General features: G+C 39.9%; 23 protein-coding genes. 1 reads left to right on the forward strand and 22 read right to left on the reverse strand.

What is annotated here, in order from left to right; translation table 11 throughout:
* Positions 1–21: 21 nt before the first annotated feature.
* From MKY93_RS16470 to MKY93_RS16540, 15 genes are all read right to left on the reverse strand, one after another.
* Positions 22–1,539: a protein kinase domain-containing protein gene (locus tag MKY93_RS16470; RefSeq protein WP_155554851.1), complete on the reverse strand. Its 1,518-nt coding sequence runs from the start codon at positions 1,537–1,539 to the stop codon at positions 22–24.
* 191 nt (positions 1,540–1,730) lie between these two features.
* Entirely contained in the window at positions 1,731–1,952 is a 222-nt protein-coding gene (locus MKY93_RS16475) for a hypothetical protein (RefSeq protein ID WP_050349780.1), read from the reverse strand.
* 129 nt (positions 1,953–2,081) lie between these two features.
* Complete coding sequence (gene mobT / locus MKY93_RS16480; RefSeq protein WP_230856106.1) at positions 2,082–3,281, reverse strand: MobT family relaxase; 1,200 nt, start codon at positions 3,279–3,281, stop codon at positions 2,082–2,084.
* 211 nt (positions 3,282–3,492) lie between these two features.
* Complete coding sequence (locus MKY93_RS16485) at positions 3,493–4,833, reverse strand: FtsK/SpoIIIE domain-containing protein (RefSeq protein ID WP_340760313.1); 1,341 nt, start codon at positions 4,831–4,833, stop codon at positions 3,493–3,495.
* Positions 4,833–5,213: a DUF961 family protein gene (locus MKY93_RS16490; protein ID WP_155554848.1), complete on the reverse strand. Its 381-nt coding sequence runs from the start codon at positions 5,211–5,213 to the stop codon at positions 4,833–4,835. The genes MKY93_RS16485 and MKY93_RS16490 overlap by 1 nt, the downstream gene beginning before the upstream one ends.
* A gap of 13 nt (positions 5,214–5,226) precedes the next feature.
* Positions 5,227–5,541, reverse strand: a complete 315-nt coding sequence (locus tag MKY93_RS16495) for a DUF961 family protein (RefSeq protein ID WP_155554847.1) — start codon at positions 5,539–5,541, stop codon at positions 5,227–5,229.
* 187 nt (positions 5,542–5,728) lie between these two features.
* Positions 5,729–5,854 carry a hypothetical protein gene (locus MKY93_RS16500; protein WP_269058775.1) on the reverse strand — a complete coding sequence of 42 codons (126 nt, stop codon included), beginning with the start codon at positions 5,852–5,854 and terminating at the stop codon, positions 5,729–5,731.
* A gap of 108 nt (positions 5,855–5,962) precedes the next feature.
* The gene (locus MKY93_RS16505) at positions 5,963–7,099 is read right to left on the reverse strand and encodes an ImmA/IrrE family metallo-endopeptidase (RefSeq protein WP_155554846.1); all 1,137 of its coding nucleotides are present in this window, start codon (positions 7,097–7,099) and stop codon (positions 5,963–5,965) included.
* A 23-nt stretch (positions 7,100–7,122) separates the two neighbouring features.
* A complete protein-coding gene (locus tag MKY93_RS16510) occupies positions 7,123–7,842 on the reverse strand; it encodes a DUF5986 family protein (RefSeq protein WP_155554845.1) in 720 nt (239 codons plus the stop codon).
* 283 nt (positions 7,843–8,125) lie between these two features.
* The gene (locus tag MKY93_RS16515; RefSeq protein WP_196406332.1) at positions 8,126–8,320 is read right to left on the reverse strand and encodes a hypothetical protein; all 195 of its coding nucleotides are present in this window, start codon (positions 8,318–8,320) and stop codon (positions 8,126–8,128) included.
* A 179-nt stretch (positions 8,321–8,499) separates the two neighbouring features.
* On the reverse strand, positions 8,500–9,450 hold the full coding sequence (locus MKY93_RS16520; protein WP_340760314.1) for a DNA cytosine methyltransferase: 951 nt from the start codon (positions 9,448–9,450) through the stop codon (positions 8,500–8,502).
* Positions 9,451–9,658: 208 nt separating this feature from the next.
* The gene (gene rlmD / locus MKY93_RS16525) at positions 9,659–11,029 is read right to left on the reverse strand and encodes a 23S rRNA (uracil(1939)-C(5))-methyltransferase RlmD (RefSeq protein ID WP_340760315.1); all 1,371 of its coding nucleotides are present in this window, start codon (positions 11,027–11,029) and stop codon (positions 9,659–9,661) included.
* Between the two features lie 67 nt (positions 11,030–11,096).
* On the reverse strand, positions 11,097–11,231 hold the full coding sequence (gene cydS / locus MKY93_RS16530; RefSeq protein WP_009498611.1) for a cytochrome bd oxidase small subunit CydS: 135 nt from the start codon (positions 11,229–11,231) through the stop codon (positions 11,097–11,099).
* A gap of 12 nt (positions 11,232–11,243) precedes the next feature.
* Positions 11,244–12,269 (reverse strand): cytochrome d ubiquinol oxidase subunit II, encoded by a 1,026-nt coding sequence (locus tag MKY93_RS16535; RefSeq protein WP_009498612.1) that lies wholly within the window; start codon positions 12,267–12,269, stop codon positions 11,244–11,246.
* Complete coding sequence (locus MKY93_RS16540) at positions 12,266–13,603, reverse strand: cytochrome ubiquinol oxidase subunit I (RefSeq protein ID WP_246602924.1); 1,338 nt, start codon at positions 13,601–13,603, stop codon at positions 12,266–12,268. Before MKY93_RS16540 ends, MKY93_RS16535 begins: the two co-directional genes overlap by 4 nt.
* Before the next feature lie 307 nt (positions 13,604–13,910).
* Between MKY93_RS16540 and MKY93_RS16545 the strand changes: the two genes are divergently transcribed.
* Entirely contained in the window at positions 13,911–14,342 is a 432-nt protein-coding gene (locus tag MKY93_RS16545; protein ID WP_009498614.1) for an NUDIX hydrolase, read from the forward strand.
* A 111-nt stretch (positions 14,343–14,453) separates the two neighbouring features.
* Here the strand turns inward: MKY93_RS16545 and MKY93_RS16550 are convergent, their stop codons facing one another.
* From MKY93_RS16550 to ligA, 7 genes are all read right to left on the reverse strand, one after another.
* Entirely contained in the window at positions 14,454–15,377 is a 924-nt protein-coding gene (locus tag MKY93_RS16550; RefSeq protein WP_221837310.1) for a diacylglycerol kinase, read from the reverse strand.
* Between the two features lie 84 nt (positions 15,378–15,461).
* Complete coding sequence (locus MKY93_RS16555; protein ID WP_221837308.1) at positions 15,462–16,031, reverse strand: thioredoxin family protein; 570 nt, start codon at positions 16,029–16,031, stop codon at positions 15,462–15,464.
* A gap of 107 nt (positions 16,032–16,138) precedes the next feature.
* A complete protein-coding gene (gatB, locus tag MKY93_RS16560; protein ID WP_221837307.1) occupies positions 16,139–17,569 on the reverse strand; it encodes an Asp-tRNA(Asn)/Glu-tRNA(Gln) amidotransferase subunit GatB in 1,431 nt (476 codons plus the stop codon).
* Positions 17,570–17,571: 2 nt separating this feature from the next.
* Complete coding sequence (gene gatA, locus MKY93_RS16565; protein ID WP_078818472.1) at positions 17,572–19,035, reverse strand: Asp-tRNA(Asn)/Glu-tRNA(Gln) amidotransferase subunit GatA; 1,464 nt, start codon at positions 19,033–19,035, stop codon at positions 17,572–17,574.
* Between the two features lie 57 nt (positions 19,036–19,092).
* Entirely contained in the window at positions 19,093–19,380 is a 288-nt protein-coding gene (gene gatC / locus MKY93_RS16570) for an Asp-tRNA(Asn)/Glu-tRNA(Gln) amidotransferase subunit GatC (protein ID WP_078818473.1), read from the reverse strand.
* An 89-nt stretch (positions 19,381–19,469) separates the two neighbouring features.
* The gene (locus MKY93_RS16575; protein WP_340760319.1) at positions 19,470–20,603 is read right to left on the reverse strand and encodes a CamS family sex pheromone protein; all 1,134 of its coding nucleotides are present in this window, start codon (positions 20,601–20,603) and stop codon (positions 19,470–19,472) included.
* Complete coding sequence (gene ligA / locus MKY93_RS16580; RefSeq protein ID WP_445683496.1) at positions 20,587–22,614, reverse strand: NAD-dependent DNA ligase LigA; 2,028 nt, start codon at positions 22,612–22,614, stop codon at positions 20,587–20,589. The genes MKY93_RS16575 and ligA overlap by 17 nt, the downstream gene beginning before the upstream one ends.
* Positions 22,615–22,636: the final 22 nt, after the last annotated feature.

Genomic DNA, 22,636 nt, shown 5'->3' on the forward strand with positions numbered 1-22,636 from the left:
TTTTTGAAAAACATTTTGGTACTATAATCTAAATACTACATCTTCATGTTTTTTCTTTCTTAAATCTTTTATTAATTTTGCTACTGTTTCAGTATCTGATATTCCTTGTTTCTGAAATGTATCTAATAAATGATCATTTTGCCATAGTATCGAACAATGATACATGGTACCTATGAAATAATATTTATAGGTATTTGATCTATTATGCTCTTCTACTTCGAGTTCGCTAAGTCTATATACTTCATCCTCAATTTCTATATATCCTGAATCCTGATGGTAGCCATCTACTATATGTTTATTATTTACTATTAGAGCACTAAAAACCTCTTCTCCATCTATAATGAAAGGTTCATTTTCTTCTGTTTCCAAAATAATTAAATCATCATAAACACTACCAGTATACAGCCAGATCCCTCTGATTTTTATTTCTCTATAATCTAATAAGATCTTTTTATCTCCCAAATACTTCAGTTTACTGAAATCTAAGTTTCCTATTCCAGTATTAAACCAGAGTTTACGTTTGAAATTTTTCTTGTTGATATTTTCAACTAACCTTTTTACATATTTTTCATCTTCAACAAACTGTATCCCTCTAGAGACCGAAGGGCAAGTAGCCCTAATAACATCATTGAACATATACATTTCTTCAAATGGGTCAACTTCTCTTCTTTCTTCCTTGATTTGATCAATATGTTCAAAAATCTCATTAATACTCTGGTACCTTTGTTCGTGGTCATTATAAAGGCATTTATCTAATACTTTTTCAATAAGTTCTGCTTCTTCTGATTCAAAAACATCAGTAATCCTTCTTCTATTTGTTCCCCTATGAGTTTCTCCAAATACGTACCATTGGCATACCTGACCAAGTGCATATATATCCATTGACGGAGCTGGAATAGCACCTTTCTTTGCTTGTTCAGGAGCTGAGAATTCATAATTTCCTAATCTCTCTTTTCTTTCCGTTTTTGCTTTTAGTGTGTATAACTCATCGTTATAGTTAGCAATCCCAAAATCAGCTAATACAAAGTCAGTTTCTTTTGTCACCAAAATATTTTCAGGCTTAATATCTCTATGAATTATTCCATTTTGGTGTATTTTTTCTAAAGTATTAAGTAAAAAGTTAAATAATTTAATAAGAACCTTTTCACTTATTTCTGAAGTGTTTCCTCTTAGCTTATTTAGGGCTTTGTCATACCTTTTCATAATAATAGCTGGAATAAAATTTCCATCACCTAGATGAATTTCTTCATAATTTATATAATTAACGATGTTAGTACGTTCTTCTATTAAATTAACGTTAAAATACTCTGCTTTAAAGCGTTCTAATTTACTGGATTGTGTATCTTCTACAAGAAATTTTATTGCAACCTCTTGATTATTTTGAATTCCAGCATAGACAAGCCCATTACCGCCTTGACCTATTTGTTCTAAATTAGAAATTTCTCCTAACGTCAAAGTAAGCGATTTGTTATTTTCCTTGATAAAACTACTTATTCTTCTTCTGTTTTCATTTGCCCCGACTTTCTCTACCCTGCCCATTGTATCCCCCCGCATTTACCAAAATAATCATAAATATACTAACCACAATCTATTATCAAAATGCAATACCCTATTTATACTGGCTTCTTTTATTTATGAGGATGATTCATTTAATGAATTGTGCTTTCAAAGCATTTTCGTAGGTACTTAAATAAAATATTATTCCCTATATATACTATAAATTGTAACACCTAGGCACCTATAATTCTATTGAATAGGTTCAATAGTACGTCCTTAACACCACTTGCATTAAAGACCAATCCTACTGCAACCAAAGCAACAATTAAAAAGCCGATTAGTTTAGAGAACTCTCGTTTAAATCCTAAATAAATACCTATTACTACAATCGCCATCAACACCAAGGATTGCGCATTACTTAAAAACCAGTTATAGAGATTCTGCCCAAAGTTCATCTTACATTTCTCCTTTCACCTTCTAATATTTTGTCACTTGACGCATACATTCGATAAACCATAAAATAATACCACCTATGATAGTAAGAAAAATATACTTTAATAGTTTCATGGAAAACCTCCAATCCATCATTTAATGACATCTTCTGTTTTAAGCGCCTGTTGCATCAATAATTGTTGATGACGTTTGGTTAACTTTGCTTGATTTAACATATCTTTAATCACGGTCGTTTGATTGATTTCATCCAGTTTAGTAGCTAGCTTCCAAGTAGGAGCCACTTGTCGAGCCAACCATCTAAGTGTTTTATCAAACGTGTAAGGTTCAGGTTTTGTTGTTAAATAAATTTTTCTATTTTCACCTAAATCTAAAAAACGTTGCCACTTTGCATTCATTGGCCAACTACTTCGTCGCTTTTTCTCATCTTTATCGACAAAACGAATATATCGATTAATAATAGAAAAAGCTGTTCGACCAGCGTCTTCATACGTCATTAAATCGACAACTGCATGGTACGCACGATCATTTTTTAACCGAATTTCAAAACGGTTTTTAATGTCTGTATCTTCAAGTGATGCTCCGTGTTTCACGTATTGTTCATAATCCTTCTCATACACACAAAAATACACATCACTTTTTAAAGAGCCAATATATAACGTATTTCCCATATCACGTTTTTCTTCTCCATGAACCAATTCGCCAGAACGATAACTTTTAAAGCTGCGAAACACAGAAATACATTCCTCGTTTCGACATTTGTTCGTTAGAAATGGAACATCCAATATGCCTGTCTTATCATTGATTGCTAAGTCAACTCGTTTAAATACACCATTTACTCGAAATACATCCATGAAAAAGTCAAACCATGTACGTTGCTGGGCTAATAAGAAATTTTCAAACTGACGGCAACCCTTGCCTTTGAGTTCTAGCAGACAACCTTTATCTTCATCTGGCGAAACCATGACGACAATGTCACCAAAAACATATTGTTCCAAATAGGAATAAAACGCATAATCTTCATGGATCATGTACTCCATTTTCAACCGTAAAATTTCTTCAATAACAGGCTTCGGGTTCGTTGTTAAAAAACGTATTCGCACATAATCAAATAAGATTTCGAGTATTGCTTCTGGATTAAATTGTTCTAAAATATCAAACATCGCACGTTGCAATGTTTGAGTCGGTGTGATTTTTCCTGTTTCAATCTCACTAATATATTGTCTTGAAATCCCTACATGTACCGCTAATTTATTTTGCGATACGCCATATGCCAAGCGTTTTTCTTTTAATTGTTGATACCAAGGTACTTTATTCATATGCATTCCTCCCAACACAAAAAAGATGTCAATTAAAGGTTAAAAGCTGACATCTTCGTAATATACCCTAAACCCTTGATGCACAAGGCTTTTCAGACTTTTGAAACAGTTTCTTATTGTTTTTCTACCCCCCTGTTAGAAACGGGGGGTAAAGCGTGGCTATCGCCACGCAGGCTTCGCCCAGCACAGCGGTTTTCGCTTCGCACACCGCCGCGCTGGGCAGCCTTTATGACGCTAATTTACCAATTTCTTTTAGAAAATCATGTCCTTTTGGGACAAGCGGTGTATAAAATTCAGAAATAACGTTATCCCCTTTATCAACATAGCCACGACCTTTAATCTGTTTTAAGAAAAACTGTTTTTGCACGTCGCTGCCAAACATCATTCCATAGCCAAGCTCACTCATACGACCTAAAGCAACCCGAAAATTAAACTGATCTCGAATCCCATCTCCAAGATATTTTGCATCTGGCCGTTGACAGGCGAGAATAAGGAAGAATCCAGCTTGTCGTCCTAACATTACAATCTGTTTTAGCTTGGTTAACACCGCTGTATTTTCCTTAGAAGCAAGCATTTCCATAAATGCCACGTACTCGTCAAAAATTAAAAAGTGAGGAGATAATCCTAAATAAGCATAGTTTTCTCCTGTCTTATAGTTAGGCATCTGTTTCATTTCCTCACTACGAGCCATCATAGATTCATAAAATTGGTCAATACATGTCACCATGTCTTCCTTTTTATAATAGACATCAGGCATAACAGTGGCTAAATCCGCTAAATCTGCATTTTTCGGATCTAAGATATACAATTTTGCGTCTGTTTTGAGTAGGGCTTCAATCAAAGTTAAAATAAAGTACGTTTTCCCACCACCAGTTCCACCAGCAACTAACATATGCGGTAACTTATCATATTCCCAATAGAGTGATTCCATCAGCTTTAAGCTGCCATTTTGTGCAACAACTTCATCAATCGAAATACGGTTCGCAATCATATCATAAAAAAGGATATACTCCACATAGGAATCATGTAATTCTTTCGATACCAATTCACAATATAGACCACTTTCTAATTTCTTTTCTAAATTTAAAAGTGGTTCTTGATATTTTCCGAGTGTAATTTCCACTTGAATATGAAGTAATCCTTTTTCAAACCGATAATACATCTTTGGAAAATGACTGATTTTTTCCTTTGTTTTATTGGACGGAATGTCTTTAAAAAACCCCTCTTGTGTAATTTGTTTTGTTTCATACCATCCGTTCTCCAAAATCATTTTTGCGAGCTTTTGACGGTGAATGACTTGTTTTATTTTGTCATACCGAGAGCGATAATAGTGATATGCACATCCAGCAGTTAAGGCAAGACTAATTAACAATGTCACCAATCCATAGGTGCTAATAAAGTGTGCTTGCAAGTCATCCAATTGCCATGTGGTCGAGAGTAAAAAGGACAGATGAAAAGGGATAAAGGAAACAAGCCATACACCAACCAGCCCGAAGAATATAAATTGAAAAACAAGGGAAGCATCTTTTTCCTTAATGCGTTTCCCTCGTCTTCGGAAAGTCTTCATTATTTTTCCTTATCAGGAGTAGACTTTGAAACATGACTAGTCGATGTTGCCGCTTTTCCCTTTAAGACTAAATCATCTGCCTTGATGTACCAATCGACATCCGCACCACGAAAAGTCGCATTTGCGACCGTATCCGCGACAGGATTTATAAGCTCTACCTCCGCATTGTAATCAAATTCTTTCAAAGGCACAGAAGCAGGAATACTTATTTGAATCATGCGTCCCTGTTCACGAGATTTTAAGTCATAGGTGCGCTCCTTCACTTCTGATGATACGGTTCCATCTTCATTTTGAAGAAACACTTCACGACGTAATGCTGAAAATTTTAATAAACCAAACGTTTTTTCCTTATCAATGACAATACCTTGTGCTAATCTCATCTTTTTTTCCTCCTTATGCTTTGACCATGTCATCTGCATGTAAGATATATTTTGTAAATCCGCGATCACCAATTTTATAGCCTTCTGCGGTAATCCTAGCATTGACTAATTTTACTTTTTCCTCATGTTCAAAAAACTTTTCTCCAGCTTCTTGTGGCAAAATCACTTCAATATCATCAGCGCGTTGAATATCCGAATACAAATTATAACTGCGTGACAATGTTGTCATGCGCCCATTAATACGGCGTTGTTCCACCTTACCCTCACCAGCATATTCTAAATTACCAAAAGTTTTTTCCATGTTCGGAATAACATATTTAAGTTCCATTGTTCATTACCTCTTTCTTTTTTTAACTTTCTCTTTTAAAATACCAAATCCCCTTTTTTCAGGATTTAACCTGTTAAAAGGGGATTAAAGTTGTTCTTAAATGATTCTAATCAAACTAAAAGTTAAAATATAGACTTTTTTAATAATGGAATAATAAAGAATCCCTGCGCTTTACAAGGATTATTATTCAATGCTTTTTATCTTGATGATTTTTTAAAGTTTTACCCGCCTTAGATTTCGCAGATTTACTACTATTTTTTGAAGCGAGCGTTTTACCGGCCTTACCTACTTTTCCGCCACTATGTTTTACCAAAGTTTATCACCTCATATATCTCTATTACTAAGACATAATAATAGTTTTAATTTTCATACTCCTATATTTTTATTCCCAATTACTAAATGCCATTTCAACTTTTAATATTTAATCTCTTCTCATTTGAACAATTTTTCCTCTATTATTGTCCGTTAACTTTTCCAATGGAATTCCTAAAAGTTCTGCCAAAATATCATTCGGCAAACTAATTCTGTATTTCCTTTCCAACAAATCTGAAAGAGAGCTTTCTCCGATAATACCTGCTTGTTCTAGTAATTCAAAAGCCTGCTTCATAACAGTAGGTTTAGATATAGGATGGACAGTATCAAATGGTTCGCTTCTTTTCCATCCTCTTGAACTCATCCTTTTTTGCAATCGTAGATACTGCTCTGAAGATACTAATCCTAGACTTTTTGATCGATATACCATGCTAGCGGCAGAAACTTTCCACTTTGATTTTAGATTAAGATACGCATCTAAATTATCTTCATATCCTTTTATATCTTCGCAAAAGGCTTCCGCAGGTAATAAAAAGTTAGACGCAAAAATGTTCGCCTCTTTCTCCATTTCGCGATATTCTTGTGGATTTAACTCTTGAGGATTTACTTTTTCTGAATGTAATACCCAATGAGCTAATTCATGTGCCAAACTAAATTGTTGACGAAAAAAAGAATTATTATCTTGGTCAATTAAAATGCAATAATAATTTTTTCCATTCACCTTTGTTTGACTACCAAAAGCATCTACTTTTTCAGAATGAGAATTTATTGCTGCAACTTGAAATCCATGTAATTCAAGCAAGTGAAGCATATTCTTGATTGGCTTATCCCCTAATTCCCATTTTATGCGAAGTTGCTTTGCAGCTTCAGCTGGCTTTTCCGATAATTCCAACTCTCTCAAAGTCGGAAAATTAACATAGTTTTCAAAGAAATTAGCTAATACAGCTAAATACTTTTTTAACATTTCGCTCGGTTTTTTTTCAGATTGTGTTGATGTTAGTCTACTTCTATAAAATGTACCTAAATCATTGTAAGTAAATTCATCATCTTGTTGAAAATATTTTAATGGAAAACCAAGTGCAAATATTAATTTTTGATATGTTTTAGCACTTGGCTGAGCATCGTTATGCTCATATTTCGAAATCATTTGTTTTGACACTCCAACTCTATCTGCTAGTTGGGGTATAGACATTTGTCTAAAACGACGCGCTTCCTTCAATCTATCTCCATTGAAAGATATTGTCATTGTATACCACTCTCTCTAATTACTTAATCATCTATAGTTTTAGTTATATCTTTTAATGTTACTAGTGACTGTGTTGACTCAACAGAATCACTTGTATTATCACTCATAATGTTATCGCCAAAATATTGAGTATCCAATAGATCAGAAATATCCCTCTCACTAGACAGTAAAAAATCAGAAGTATATTCTTGCAATAACGCTGCGATTGCTTCATCTTCATGGTAAGTGACGCTTACCATTTTCACCTTTTTTATATTCGCAGCATCTTTTCCAATCATTTTCTCAATATCTTTTTGTCTTTTGAGATTTAGTTCTTCTCTCTCCTCATCAGCAATCGGAATAAGCTCCAATTGTTCATTATCCATTGGCAGTAAACCTATGTTTTTCAGTAAAAAACTAACAGAATAATGGGAGCTTTCTCCTTTCTTTATATATTTATTTCTGACTTGAGACAAATTATTTTCGGAAAATAATAGATATAAGACTCCATTACTACGATCAAAAACAGGGTCAATTTGCCAAAGACTCGTCCTTTTAATATGAAAAACTTCGATTTCATCGAACTTACTAAATTGAGCATCCAAGTCATCACTTCTTCTTGCCCATACACTAGCATATAACCCATTTTTATTGCTTTTAGAAATTGCTTCTTCAAAATCATCTACAACATCTTTGCCAGTAATAGACATTGCATGTAAAATACCTTCTATAACGATTTGTTCCATATCGGTAGCGATAGCCAATAGAGACACTCCTAACTATGTAGTTTAGAAGTATCATACCATTAAGGTTGACTTTTCGCAATGTTTTTCTGATGCAAACTTACTATTAATAGGATTTAACACAAAAACGTCCCTGCATTTCAGCTTAAATAAAACTTATACAATAGAAATATTTATCTTCATAACAAACAATATTAATAGTATTGTATTTAAGACTGTATCAAAATTTTTATATTTTGAATGGCCTAATTCCACTTATCAATTAAGGCGGAGAACGAGAGTTATTCATTTAACATCACACTCCTTACGCTTCTTGAAAACGATAATCCACACGTCCATAAATCACACACCAAAAGACAACCATGGTTTCTCCATTTATATCACGTATCAATTTCCCATGAAGAAAAAACGGAAAGTCTTCAATCTCTATCTCATTTAAAACAAAATGATCGTCAATCCAATCCATCACTTTTGCTTCATTTTCTTCCAAAGAAATCACACTCCCCCTTGATTTAGACAATAAAAAAAGCATGACAGATAGAATTTGTCACACGGTAGTTGATTTATCTATAAAGCTTCTGCAATACCGGCCATGATATATTCTGCACACGGTACAGCAATCGCATTTCCAAGCGCTTTATATCTTGCATGATCACTAATTGTTTCATCTTTGTGTCCTTAAGCTGTCCAGCCTTCAGGTAATCCCATCAAACGTTCACATTCTAATGGGGTAAGCTGACGAATAAATCCTTCTTTTTCTTCTCCTTCGTACCAAAATGAAAAGTAATTTACAGCTCCTGCGAGCAAAGTTGGAAAAGGGTCATCGGTCCGTCCAAAACTTCCAATGAATCCTGTTTTGTTTTTGTCTTTTGCGGCACTTCGCATGCGTCTTTCTTGAAAGGGACGGACGATGGGTATTTTCCCCCTTGCTTTTTGAGTAGATATTCCACTTGTAATGGTGGAGGACAGCCTGCCCTTTCCGCAAGACGTAGGAAACGATTGCAAATCGCGGGCTTTAAATAATATTTCTTTGGCACGTTTTCCTCTAAAATCTGCCACGAGAAAGATACGTCTTCTTCTTTGAGCAAGTGTGGGCTTTCCCCAATATTGGGCGTCCAACAATCGCCAAGAGATATCAACATTATTCCCTCGGACCATTCCAGCGGTTGCCCAGATTCCAGAAGCAGGCATTGGAATTTCGGCATTTGTGAACGATTCAAGCACGACCTTAAAATCCAGCCGGTCATTTGATGAAAAAGCTCCCATGACGTTTTCCCAAACAGCGATAACTGGATATGTTCCATTTGTTGCACACCTCATTTCTTCAATAATTCGGATTGCATGAAAAAATAAACTGGATTGACTTCCTGCAAGACCCTCTCTTTTTCCGATATTGGATAAGTTCTGACAAGGTGAACCAAATGTAATAATATGAACAGGTGGTATTTCTCCGCCATTAACTTTTGTAATATCTCCCAAATGAAGTATTTCGGGAAAGTGTCGCTTCGTAATAGAAATAGGAGCCTGCTCAACCTCACTTGCCCATATTGGTGTAATACCGTAACAAAACGCTGCCAATGGAAATACCCCAATTCCATCGAATAAACTTCCTAAAGTTAGTTCCGTCATATTTCACCTCTATCCTACACTTTCTGGCATAAAAAAAGACGATCATTTTAATTGAACGTCTTAAAAAGTTTTTATTTTATTGTGTTCCCACACCCCAGATCAATTACCACTGAAACGGTAATGTGGTTTTTCAGTACTTTATTTCTGATTTTTTCACCTTCTCCTACAAACACGAAATGCTTGTGAAAGTGTTTAAAACTAAGGATTTCTATATAGTTTTTCTTTGTAGCAACGATACACACTCCACATGACTACTATGCGGAAACATATCCACCGGTTGCACTTCCTTCGTCCGATACCCGCCATCTTCCAAAATCCGTAAATCCCGAGCGAGCGTCCCTGGATTACAAGACACATACACAACTTTCCCCGGCTTGTACTTCAAAATCGTTTCCAACAGTTTCTCATCGCAGCCTTTACGCGGCGGATCAACGACCAGAACGTCAAAAAGTTTGCCTTCCGCATACCATTTCGGAATCACGTCTTCCGCCGCGCCTGCCTCAAAATGCGTATTCGTGATGCCATTCAATTCCGCGTTACGCTTCGCATCTTGTATGGCTTGTGGAACAATTTCGACGCCATATACTTCTTTCGCTTGTTTAGCCAAAAACAATGAAATCGTGCCGATTCCGCAATACGCATCGATCACTGTTTCATCTCCAGTAAGGCCTGCATAGTCCAGTGCTTGCTGATACAGCACTTCTGTCTGGACAGGGTTCACTTGGTAAAATGAACGCGCTGAAATCTCGAACTCGATATCTCCAATCCGATCGATAATGACGTCGGCACCATATAGGTTGATCGTTTCATTGCCCATAATGACATTCGTATTTGCTGTGTTGATATTTTGCATGACCGATGTGACATTCGGGATTTCTTGCTGGATCAATTCAACAACTTCTTGCTTCTGCGGGAACTTTTTATGGCGTGTCACGAGAACGACCATCACTTGATCTGTTTGCCGTGCCTTCCGGACAATCAAATGCCGCAACATGCCTTTATGTGTTCGTTCGTCATACGTCTCGATTCCAAGCTGCTGAATCTTACGCTTTAGCATCGCCATCAATTCATCCGCTTCTGTCGTTTGAATTATACAGACATCGGTATCAACGATTTGATGTGTGCGTGTTTTATAGAAACCTGCAATGACACGTCCATCTTCCGTGTCAAATGGAATCTGCGATTTATTGCGGTAACGCCATGGATCCTCCATGCCTTTGACTGCATGCACAGGAACATCCGGAAGTTTCGCGATACGATCCATGACATCACGGACAGACTTTCTTTTTTGGGTAAGCTGCGCTTCATAAGAGAGATGCTGCAACTGACACCCCCCACATGTCGGGAATACGTGGCACGGCGCTACAATCCGCTCCGAAGATGGTTCAATGACATCCAGCTTTTTAGCAAATCCATACTTCTTTAATGTCTTCAGCACATGGACTTTGACCGTCTCACCTGGTAAAGCACCTGGAATAAACAGTGGATAGCCATCTACTTTCGCTACCCCTGCTCCGTCATGTGTTAAATCCTCTATTTTCACTTGTAATTGATCGTTTTTATTGACTGCAAAGCTCATGTTTTTTCCTCCATCTTTCAGATACTCCTAGTGTACCATGCGGGGCAAATGAAAAAACAGACGAAAATCACACGTCTGTTTTTTCACTTTCTTTATATTCACTTCTCGTTACAGCATCATCTTTCAAGACGACAAAGAACGAGAGTACAATGCCTGCTATGACGACTAGAAATGGAGCGTAGAATATCAAAAACTCATTCATTCGAATGCCTCCTTACGCATGATGATCTTCCTTGCCTTTAACATAATCTTTATTGAATAAGAACATCCGCAACAGCAAGTAGAGTGATGGGATGAGCAGCAACAGGCCAAATACGAAAGCAATGATTAATGCAATCGCCATTGCATGATTCGTAAAACTATCGTAAATGGTCAAATAGGGGTAAAGCAAATATGGATAATGGGACGCCCCGTATCCGAAGAAGGCGAAGACGAACTGACCTGCAAGCATTCCGAATGCCGCTCCATATTGACGACGTTTCCAAATAAGGAATACTGTACCGAGAAACAGCAAGAACGACAGCAGGAACATCGGCCAGAAGCGCTGGATATTTTCGTAATGAAGCGGATTGTGTTTCCGCAGTTCGAAAATGATGCCTCCTGCCGTGATGATCGTCGGCAACGCCCAAATGAGCGCATACTTCCTTAATAAATCCGTCGCCTCCCGGTCACCTGCTTTATTGGCATACCACGTCAAGAATGCCGCCGAAATATATAGGGTAGCTGCAATACTCAAGACGACGATCGACCAAGTAAGCGGACTGGTGAACAACTTCCAGTAATCAAGCACCGGCTGTCCGTCTACTAATTCAACAAATCCACCCTCGGAAATGGTCAGTACGATGGATAACGATGCAGGCAACAATAGACCCGCTGCACCGTAGGCAAAGGAGTATCCCTTATGACCACGGGCACCGTAAGTTTCAAAAGCATAATATGAACCCCGTATTGCCAGCAGGATAATCCCGAAACTCACCGGAACGAGCAAGGTCGTTCCATAATAGAATGCAGTTTTCGGGAAGAAACCGATGATTCCAACGAAGAAGAACACGAGAAATACATTGGTGACTTCCCATACAGGTGACAGATAGCGTTGGATGACATTCGTCAAAATCCGTTGCTTACCAGTTAATACACTATAGGCATTGAAAAATCCTGCTCCAAAGTCGATCGCACCGATCATGATATAACCGAATAAGAACACCCACAATACTGTGATTCCAAGAATCTCGATATTCATTGAATATCACCGCCCTTCACTTGCTGCCGGTCAGCGATTTCCTGTTCTACAGGGTTCCGGATGAACATGCGGCGGAGCACGACAACGCTGCCGATGCCAAGTACTAAGTAAAGAAGTGCGAAGAGTACTAACATCGTAGGTACTTGCCCACTGCTTGTGGCACCTTCAGATGTGCGCATGATATTGCGCAAAATCCATGGCTGACGTCCAACTTCAGCTAACCACCATCCTGCTTCGAGTGAAATGAAAACCAGTGGACCACTTATGACAATAAGCCATCTGAATAACCGCGACTCAACAAATGACCATTTTCTCCACATACCGATCCAGAAAATAGCGGATAATGCGAGCAGCGTCATGCCAATCGTCACCATAATATCGAATAGATAATGGATGTAAAGCGGCGGTGTGTCTTCTTCAGGGAATTGATCCAACCCAATGACTTCAGCTGTCGGAGAGCCGTGTGCCAAGATTGACAAGGCGTATGGGATTTTAATGGCATATTTGACTTCACCATCGTCCAGCACACCATACAGCATCAATGGCGCATTTTCTTCTGTTTCAAAATGCCATTCTGCAGCCGCCAACTTTTCCGGCTGATATTCTGCTAAATACTTTCCTGACAAGTCGCCGACAAGTGCTGCACTTACACTGAATATGAAACCAACTTTCAACGTCAGATACAATGCTTTCTTGTGATAAATATGGTTCGACCCACGTAACAGACGAAATGCAGCGATCGCAGCCAATAAAAAAGCAGAAGTCATATAAGCCGTTCCAACTACGTGTGCCACTTTCGTCGGCATCGCCGGGTTAAACATTGCTACAAGTGGATTCACATTAATGAGCTCATTATTTACCAAGTTAAAACCTTGCGGCGCATTCATGAACGCATTCACTATTGTAATGAATACAGCCGAGAATGATGCCCCAAGTGCAACTGGAATGAGCAACAGGAAATGCTTCTTCTGATTTTCGAATCGATCCCATGTGTATAAATAAATACCGAGAAAAATTGCTTCAAAAAAGAAAGCGAATGTCTCCATGAATAATGGCAATGCAATAACATTCCCTGCAAGCTCCATAAAATTCGGCCATAGAAGCGACAGCTGTAAACCGATTGCCGTCCCCGTTACGACACCAACAGCTACAGTAATGACAAAGCCGCGAGCCCAACGTCTTGCAAGTAAAATATAATGTTCATCGTTTTTCTTAATACCAACCCATTGAGCCAACATGATCATGAGCGGCACCCCAACGCCAATCGTTGCATAGATAATATGGAATGAAAGCGTTAGTTCCGTTAACACCCTTGAATAAAAAACCGAATCCAAAAAACTCACCTCCAGAATTTACGAAAATAACCTTCCAATAATTGATATCAGCATAATACCGGCTACGCCAAATGCTAACCACATTAGCCGTCTTTCCTGTTTTTTATACATGAATTATCACTTCCTCGCACAGTCCTTCTATAGTCTTTCCCGCAAAGCCACTCTTCTTAACCTATTTGTTGAAATTTAGACGAAATTTTTCTCCTACAGTTCACGAAGTTGTTGTATACTGATTGATTAATACATTTTACTTGTCAATAGTTAAAATTTACAGTATAATGGATTAACTATAGAGAGGTGAAATATATTGAAAAAAGTCAAGAGAAAAGTATTAGCTTATATTACAAAAGGGGAAGGAAGACACCGGAAACTGCTAGTATATGAGCAGAAGGATCAGCCGGAGGCAGGTCTGCAAGTTCCAGGTGGCACGATTGAACGGAACGAACTTTTATTGGATGCATTATATCGAGAAATTGAAGAAGAATCCGGTATCCTTCGAGATGAACTTGTATTGGAAGGGAAAGTGAAAGCTTCGAAATTTTTCCCCGAAGACAAAAACGTCATTTATCAACGTACTATTTTCCATTTTTCTTATTTAGGAGAAGACAAAAACGAATGGGAATATCGTGTTGAAGGTGAAGGTAAAGACGCAGGTCTATTATTCAGCTATCGTTGGTTGCCATTGAATGCGGTTCCAAAACTAGCTGCTAAACAAGGAGAAGCAATTGAATACATCTGATATTGACCTGATACTTTGCTTAGTGCATAGTTCACGACAACTTAATCTTATGCAATAAAAGACTATTCCATCCGAACTTACGTCGATAATTGGAATAGTCTTTTGCTTTTTTTATTCGATTTCTTGTACTTTATCTTGTGGACGCAATCTCTGCAGCGGTACAAACATCTCGATGTGACGGTATAAGTTCTCAAAGGTAGCCGGTAACACTCCACCATACTCTCCATCCAAATTCAAAAGCACTTCATTTTTCGAAGTAACGACAACTTTCTTTGCTTTCGCTTGGATCACGAGTGGGTCATCCAAATGTTCTCCTCTGGAAGCAAGCGTCACCACTCGAATAAATTCCGCTATGTTACATTTTTTCAAAATGAGCAATGTAAAATATCCATCATTTATGCTAGAATCAGGAGCCAACTTTTCAAATCCGCCAACAGAATTTGTTAACCCGATCAAAAACATCATAGCTTCATCATCAAATACTTGCCCATCATACTCTATCCGCAAATGACTCGAGTGAATGGACGGCAACATTTCGATTCCTTTTAAATAATAGGCGAGTTGCCCTAGCACTGTCTTCAGTCGACTCGGCACTTCATAGGTCAGTTCCGTCATACGACCCCCGCCGGCAATATTAATAAAATAACGGTCATTCATAAGTCCAACATCCACTGGAGTCGTATCCCCATCACAGATAATATCGACAGCTTGATCAATATCTCTCGGAATACGTAAAGCCCTAGCAAAGTCATTGGTCGTTCCCATTGGGATCAATCCAATTTGCGGACGTTTTTCAAAATGTCCTACTCCCTCTACCACTTCGTTGAGCGTGCCATCACCACCTGCCGCAATCACGATATCAAAGCCTCTACGGACTGCTTCTTTCGCCGCTTCCGTCGCATCGCCTTCACAAGTCGTTGCATGGGCGGAAGTTTCATAACCGGCTTTCTCCAGTTTTTCGAGGACTTCTGCCAAATGCTTACGGAAGGCTTCTCTTCCTGCAGTCGGATTATAAATGATACGTGCACGTTTCATACACTTTCCCCTCGATCCTTTCATGTCTGAAAATACAGATAAAATTCAGACCTTTACCATCATCGTATGAATTGATATTTCTACTTAATTCGTTTGTTGTAAAACAGGCAACCATGTAGAGCGGATATCATCATAGACCGCTAGCCAGTTTGTCGGCTTCGCTGTATATTCTGACATCAACTGCGAATAAAACGCCTTTTGCTTCTCTTCAAAGTCAGCTGCATCTTTGTTCGGCAATTGAGCACGGCCCTTCATCACATACTCTTGAAGTATCGGTGCTCGCGGCCCCCACTTGGACAATACTTCACCGTCTGAATCCAATAATAAATACACTGGGATTGAACGTCCACCATTCGTCAAATAACGGTCAATCAAATCTAAATTTTCATCCCGCAGTACAGCACGGACATCAAGCATAGCAGCTTCTGCAACCCTTCGTAAAATTGGATTATTCAGCATGGCGTCGCCGCACCAATCTTCAGTGATGACTAAAATATGGGGTTGTTTTTCTTTCAGTATTTCAATAAATTCATCATCCTGTGGCACTTCATACTCATTATAGATCAAAAAACTATTGTCTTTATGTGTTTCCATTTGCTCCATATACTCTTGAAGTGATACGGCTTCTTCAAAATATTGCTGTTCTGTTTTCATGACAATCCCCTCCTGTTTGATGCATATCATTAAGTCAAAAAACGCCCAGGTCGGACTCTCTTTGTCTCTCCTGGAACGTTTTCGATTCACTTGATCAGCTTACTGTATTATCGTTTTTTTATTTCTTCCATCAATAGCTTATTAACAAGCGGTGGGTTCGCTTGTCCTTTTGTCGCTTTCATCACTTGACCGACTAAGAAACCAACTGCGCGATCTTTACCGTTTTTGAAGTCTTCGATGGATTGCTCATTCGCATCTAGGATTTCCGTGATGATCGTACGCAATGTACCTTCATCGGAAATTTGGACAAGTCCTTTTTCCTTCACGATATCTGCAGGGTTTCCGCCTTTTTTCGCAAGATCAGTAAATACTTTCTTAGCGATCTTAGATGAAATCGTTCCGTCCGTAATCAACTTCACAAGTTGCGCTAAATTTTCAGGCGTCAACGGTGTGTCATGCAATTCTTTTGATTCTGCATTCAAATAAGCAGAAACATCGCCCATCAACCAGTTGGATGCTAATTTCGGATCAGCTCCAGCTTTCACAGTTGCATCAAAGAAATCGGACATTTCCTTCGTCAATGTCAAAACATGTGCGTCGTATTCTGGAAGATCCAATTCTGAAACATAGCGTGCTTTACGGGCATCCGGCAATTCAGGGATTTCCGCACGTACACGATCCATCCACTCTTGTTCGATATGCACTTCAGGCAAGTCCGGATCATTGATGAAACGATAATCGTTGGCACTGCCTTTAATCCGCATAAGAACAGTTTCGCCTGTCGCTTCATCGTAGCGGCGTGTTTCTTGCTGAATCGTACCGCCAGATAGCAATACTTTTTCTTGACGCGCAACTTCATTTGCAATACCGCGACGGATAAAGTTGAAGGAATTCAAGTTCTTCAATTCCGTTTTCGTGCCGAATTCTTCTTGGCCAAATGGACGCAATGAAATATTCGCATCACAACGAAGCGAGCCTTCCTCCATACGTACGTCAGATACTCCCGTATATTGGATGATGGCTTTTAGTTTCTCTAAGAATGCATAAGCTTCTTCTGGAGAACGAACATCCGCCTCTGTTACGATTTCAATTAATGGTGTGCCTTGACGGTTTAAATCGACCAATGAATAGCCGTTTTCCGTGTGAGTCAATTTCCCGGCATCTTCCTCTAAATGCACACGTTCAACACGGATTTTCTTCTTCTTGCCTTCTACTTCGATCTCAATCCAGCCGTTTGACCCTACAGGACGCTTATCCTGAGAAATTTGATAGGCTTTTGGATTATCCGGATAGAAGTAATGCTTGCGGTCAAAGTTCATAATTGGCGCGATGTCACAGTTCAGTGCCATAGACGCTTTCATACCGAATTCAACTGCTTTTTTATTCAATGTAGGCAGGACACCAGGATACGCGATGTCTGTCACATGGATATTTTTATTCGGCTCCGCTCCAAAATGAGCAGGTGCAGGAGACATAATTTTCGTATCTGTTTTTAATTCTACGTGAATCTCAAGTCCGACAATTGTTTCGAAGTTCATGATTAGTTCCCCTCCCGAATCGCTGGAGTGCGCTTGTGGAAATCTGTTGCTTGCTCATAAGCATGTCCTACATTATAAAGAGTTTCCTCATCAAAGTGCTTGCCCATGATCTGCAATCCGACCGGCAGTTCATTTACGAAACCACATGGTACGGAAAGTGCTGGACGTCCTGTCAAGTTGGCAGGAACCGCTAATACATCATTTGCATAATGTACCAGCTGATCGCCTCCTGTTTCGCCAAGTTTGAAGGCAGTCGTTGCAGCAGTTGGCCCGATGACTACATCGTAGTTTTCAAATACCTTATCGAAATCCTGTGCGATCAATGTGCGGATTCTTTGTGCGCGTACATATAAATCTTCATGGTGGTCAGCACTCATCGCGTATGTACCAAACAATATACGCTTTTTCACTTCATCACCAAAACCTTCTTGGCGCGTGCGGAAGTACGCTTGCTCCAAGTTTTCTGCGTTCTCAGTGTGATAGCCATAACGCAAACCGTCAAAGCGGGAGAGGTTGGATTGTGCCTCAGATGAAGAAATCACATAATACGTAGTTGGTGCGTACTGGACATGCGGTAATTCCACTTCTTCGCAAACTGCCCCTAATGATTCCAATACTTTTAACGCTTCTTTGACAGTAGCTGCGACTTCAGCATCCACACCTTCACCTAAATAAGCAGATGGAACCGCCACTTTCAGTCCTTTTATATCTCCTGTCAAAGCGGCTTTATAATCAGGTACTTGCTTTGCAGAAGAAGAACTGTCATTGTCATCTTCTCCAGCGATTACGCCCAGCAACAACGCATTGTCTTCAACCGTACGTGAGAACGTACCGACTGAATCAAGTGAAGAACCGAAAGCTGTCAAACCAAAACGGGAAATTCGACCGTATGTCGGCTTCATTCCAACTACTCCACAAAAAGCGGCCGGCTGGCGCACTGAACCGCCTGTATCCGAACCTAGTGAAAGTGGTACTTCTCCTGCCGCAACTGCCGCTGCTGAACCGCCTGAAGAGCCGCCTGGTACATAGTCCGTATTCCAAGGGTTCAAGGTGTTACCAAAGAAAGAAGTTTCTGTTGTAGAGCCCATTGCAAACTCGTCCATGTTCAACTTCCCTACATTGATAGCTCCAGCAGCTTCTAATTTATCCATTACTGTTGCATTATACACCGGCACAAAATCTTCCAGCATTTTACTTGCGCACGTTGTCGTCATATCTTTTGTAACAATATTATCTTTAATACCGACCGGAACACCAAAAAGCGGGCCGCGTGCATCAGCAGGCGCCTGATCAAGTTGTTCCGCACGTGCTGTTGCTTCTTCTTTCGCTACATGAATGAATGCGTGGATCTGCTCTTCTGTCTTTTCGATCGTTTTTAATGTTTCATTCGTTAGTTCTGTAACCGTGACTTCACCTTTTTGTAAAAGCGCTTGAAGTTCTGCGGCTGTTTTACTTGTTAACGTCATCACTTTTCCTCCTACTATCATTGTGCCATGAATGTTCTTGTATACAGCAAATCCGTTTTATAGGATATCTGGTACTTTAATCAGACCATCTTCCTGGTCTTCTGCACTTGCAAGCATCTTTTCACGGTCCAAGATATCTTTTGGCTGATCTTCACGCAATATGTTGATCATAGGAACTGGGTGCGTCATTGGCTCGACACCTGTCACATCTACTTCTTTTAAGTTGCTGACACTCTCAATCAAATCTGCAATTTGCGCAGAGAAATTCTCTTTGTCTTCTTCGGATAGACCAATACGGACAAAATCCGCAAAATATTTGACGTCATCTTTCGAAAATGTTGTCATACATCGTTCCTCCTCATTCTGCAATCGTACAATTTATCATACCATCTAATTAGATAGTTGAAAAGTTCGTGATGCCAAGAACTGTCATGTTAATAACCGTAGACGTGCACCAATGGTTCGTTGTTATTCCCTTCTGTGACAATCAATACTTCCGGTCCGTTGACAGAGGTGACACTCACTTCGAGCGGGACATCTTTAAAATGCGTTTTCACTAGGGACGTTAGGTACTGAGAAAAGCCAATCAGCTCACTCTTGCCAAAAAACTGAATGGGAATTTCTATATGCAGCGATTTCAGCTTCTGATCTTTGTAAAACGCTGTACCGACGACATTTACAAAACTTTCAAAGTAATCATCGATATCCTGCTTGAAATTCTTGAACGTTGTATTCAAATCTCGATAGTTTCCTGTTGACGATGAAGCCGGGAGCAAGACATACGTTTCATCGACTTCTTTCCAACCAGTGAATTCACTTTTCCCCTTTGGAGCGAATGCAGTAGCAAAGTAGGTGCCCGGTACAATATCATTTCGACTCTTCTGTTTAAAGAGACCGACCGCAATCGGAATATCTGCCAGTTCCGGTTTATCACGTAGCCTCTTCAAAATAATATCGGCCATCTGCTTTCCTTTTTCCTCTATCGTCTTGTCATCAATTGAACGTTCATTTCCTTCTCTTGGATAATAAAGCGAATTCATCGCAAGACCGATCGACACGCCTGCCAGTTTCACTTTTTTATCAACCGTCATTTCCAAATAGTTTTGCTCTACTATATGTGCCAAGTAGATCGGTGCTTTTTCCGCTATCTGTTCTGGCGTCATATCATCTTTGATTGCAGGATTAAGTCCTGCTTCATAATTTGATTTTCGTGATAGCCACTCTTTTGCGGTATCCCGGTCAATATATTGGCCTTCTTGGAAGTAATAATTTTTCGGATCAAAATACTGCGTTGAAAGACGCAGCAGACCTTCTTCTGTTTCCTGCATATCGTATTTGGTGTTCAAGTTACTGACAACCAATCCTCTGCTCGCACTCTTCTTGAATGGCACAGGTGTCCGATAATATTCGTCTTTAATTTGCTCGTCGGGGATGAGGACCATTTCCTGATCGCTTTCCTCCGTCTCCTGAACTGCTTTTTCCTGGTCGCCACCAGGAGTCGGCAAGCATCCTGTCAGTAACAAGGCTGACAAAACACTGGGAGCGAGCCATTTAGTTGTTCTTTTCATTCTTATCCACTCCAAGGGCGTCAAGCATGGCTTGCTCGTCCCAAATTTCGATCTCTAGTTCCTTTGCTTTGGTTAATTTGGAGCCGGCATCTTCACCTGCGATGACCAGATCCGTTTTTTTGCTGACACTCCCGCTAACAGTTCCGCCGAGCGCTTCAATCTGCTCCTTCGCTTCACCGCGTGTTAATCCTGTCAATTTCCCGGTCAGTACAACTGTTTTTCCTGCAAATGGTCCAGTTGTCGGTAATTCTTCACGTGTGACACCTTTGTAAACGGTATTGACTCCGTATGCTCGCAGTTTGTTCATCACTTCTTGTACTTCATCCGTACTAAAATAAGTGACCACGGCATCCGCTACAATATCACCGATCTCAAAGATGTTCGTCAATTGTTCTGCCGTCGCCTTTTCAAGAGCATCAAGTGTGCGGTATTCTTCCGCCAGGATTCTTGCAACTTTTTCACCGACATGACGAATTCCAAGACCAAACAAAAGTTTTTCCAATGAATTTGCCTTAGATTGTTCGATTGCGTTTGAGATATTTGTTGCAGACTTATCACCAATTCGTTCAAGAGTACATAGTGATTCCTTCGTTAACGTATAAAGATCTGAGACATCTTGTACCAGGTTGGCCGCATATAATTGCTCAACAAGCTTTTCACCGACTCCTTCGATATTCATCGCTTTTCTTGAAACGAAATGAATGAGAGCTTCTTTCATTTGAGCAGGACATTTCGGATTCATGCAACGCAGTGCTACTTCGCCTTCGATCCGCACCAATTCTGAACTGCAGATCGGGCAATTGGATGGCATATGAAAAGGCTCTTCTTCACCTGTCCGCTGGTCTTTGATTGCCAAGACGATTTCAGGGATGATATCGCCTGCTTTACGCAGAACGACCTGATCACCAATTCGGATATCTTTTTCGCGAATCAAATCTTCATTATGCAAGGAAGCACGTCCGACAGTCGTTCCTGCTACACGTACTGGTTCTAAAATTGCGGTCGGGGTAACAACCCCTGTACGGCCGACGCTAAGTTCGATATCAATCAGTTTCGTCCGCACTTCTTCTGCCGGAAATTTATAGGCAATCGCCCAGCGCGGGCTTTTCGCCGTATAGCCAAGCTGTTCTTGCGCTTCAAAGTTATCCACTTTTATGACAATCCCGTCAATTTCATAATCGAGCGCTTGACGATGCTCTGTCCAGTATGCCACGTAATCCAAGACTTCGTCGATTGTCGCACAGCGTTTACGTTCTTCATTCGTCGTCAAGCCGAGCTGATCCAACTTATCAAGCGCGTCTGAGTGGCTGTCCAAATTATATGCTTCAGCATCTCCACCTACTGCATAAATGAATGTGGCCAAATTTCGACTGGCTGCTATTTTGGGATCCAGTTGACGCAATGAGCCCGCTGCCGCATTTCGCGGATTGGCGAATGGCACTTCCCCCGCTTCGTCACGATCTTCATTAAGCTTGGCAAAAGAGCGTTTGGGCATATAGGCTTCACCGCGCACTTCAATCGTCAGCGGTTGCTGCAATTGAAGAGGTACGGAGCGAATCGTTCTTAAATTTGCTGTGATGTCCTCACCTACTGCCCCATCTCCTCGAGTGGAGCCTTGCACAAGTCGGCCGTTCTCATATTGCAACGAAACTGCAAGACCATCGATTTTCAATTCACAAACATACACTACACTGCCAGCAGCTTCCTGCACACGTCTGTCAAAATCCCGCAAGTCTGCCTCATTAAATGCATTCGCTAAACTGAGCATCGGATACCGATGAACGACTTTGCTAAATACTTCGAGCGGTGTTCCGCCCACTCGTTGTGTAGGGGAGTCCGGATAAATTAAATCCGGATGCTCTTCTTCTATAGCGAGCAATTCCTGCATTTTTGCATCGTATTCTGAATCAGGAACGATTGGTGCATCCAAATCGTAATAAGCATGCCCATATTCATGCAAGATCTTATTCAGTTCCGCCACTCGTCTTTCTAGTTCTAACACATCATCCATCGGTTCTCTACACTCCTCATGG

It is taken from the genome of Sporosarcina sp. FSL W7-1283, assembly GCF_038003105.1.
In the GTDB taxonomy this organism is placed as follows: Bacteria; Bacillota; Bacilli; order Bacillales_A; family Planococcaceae; genus Sporosarcina; species Sporosarcina newyorkensis.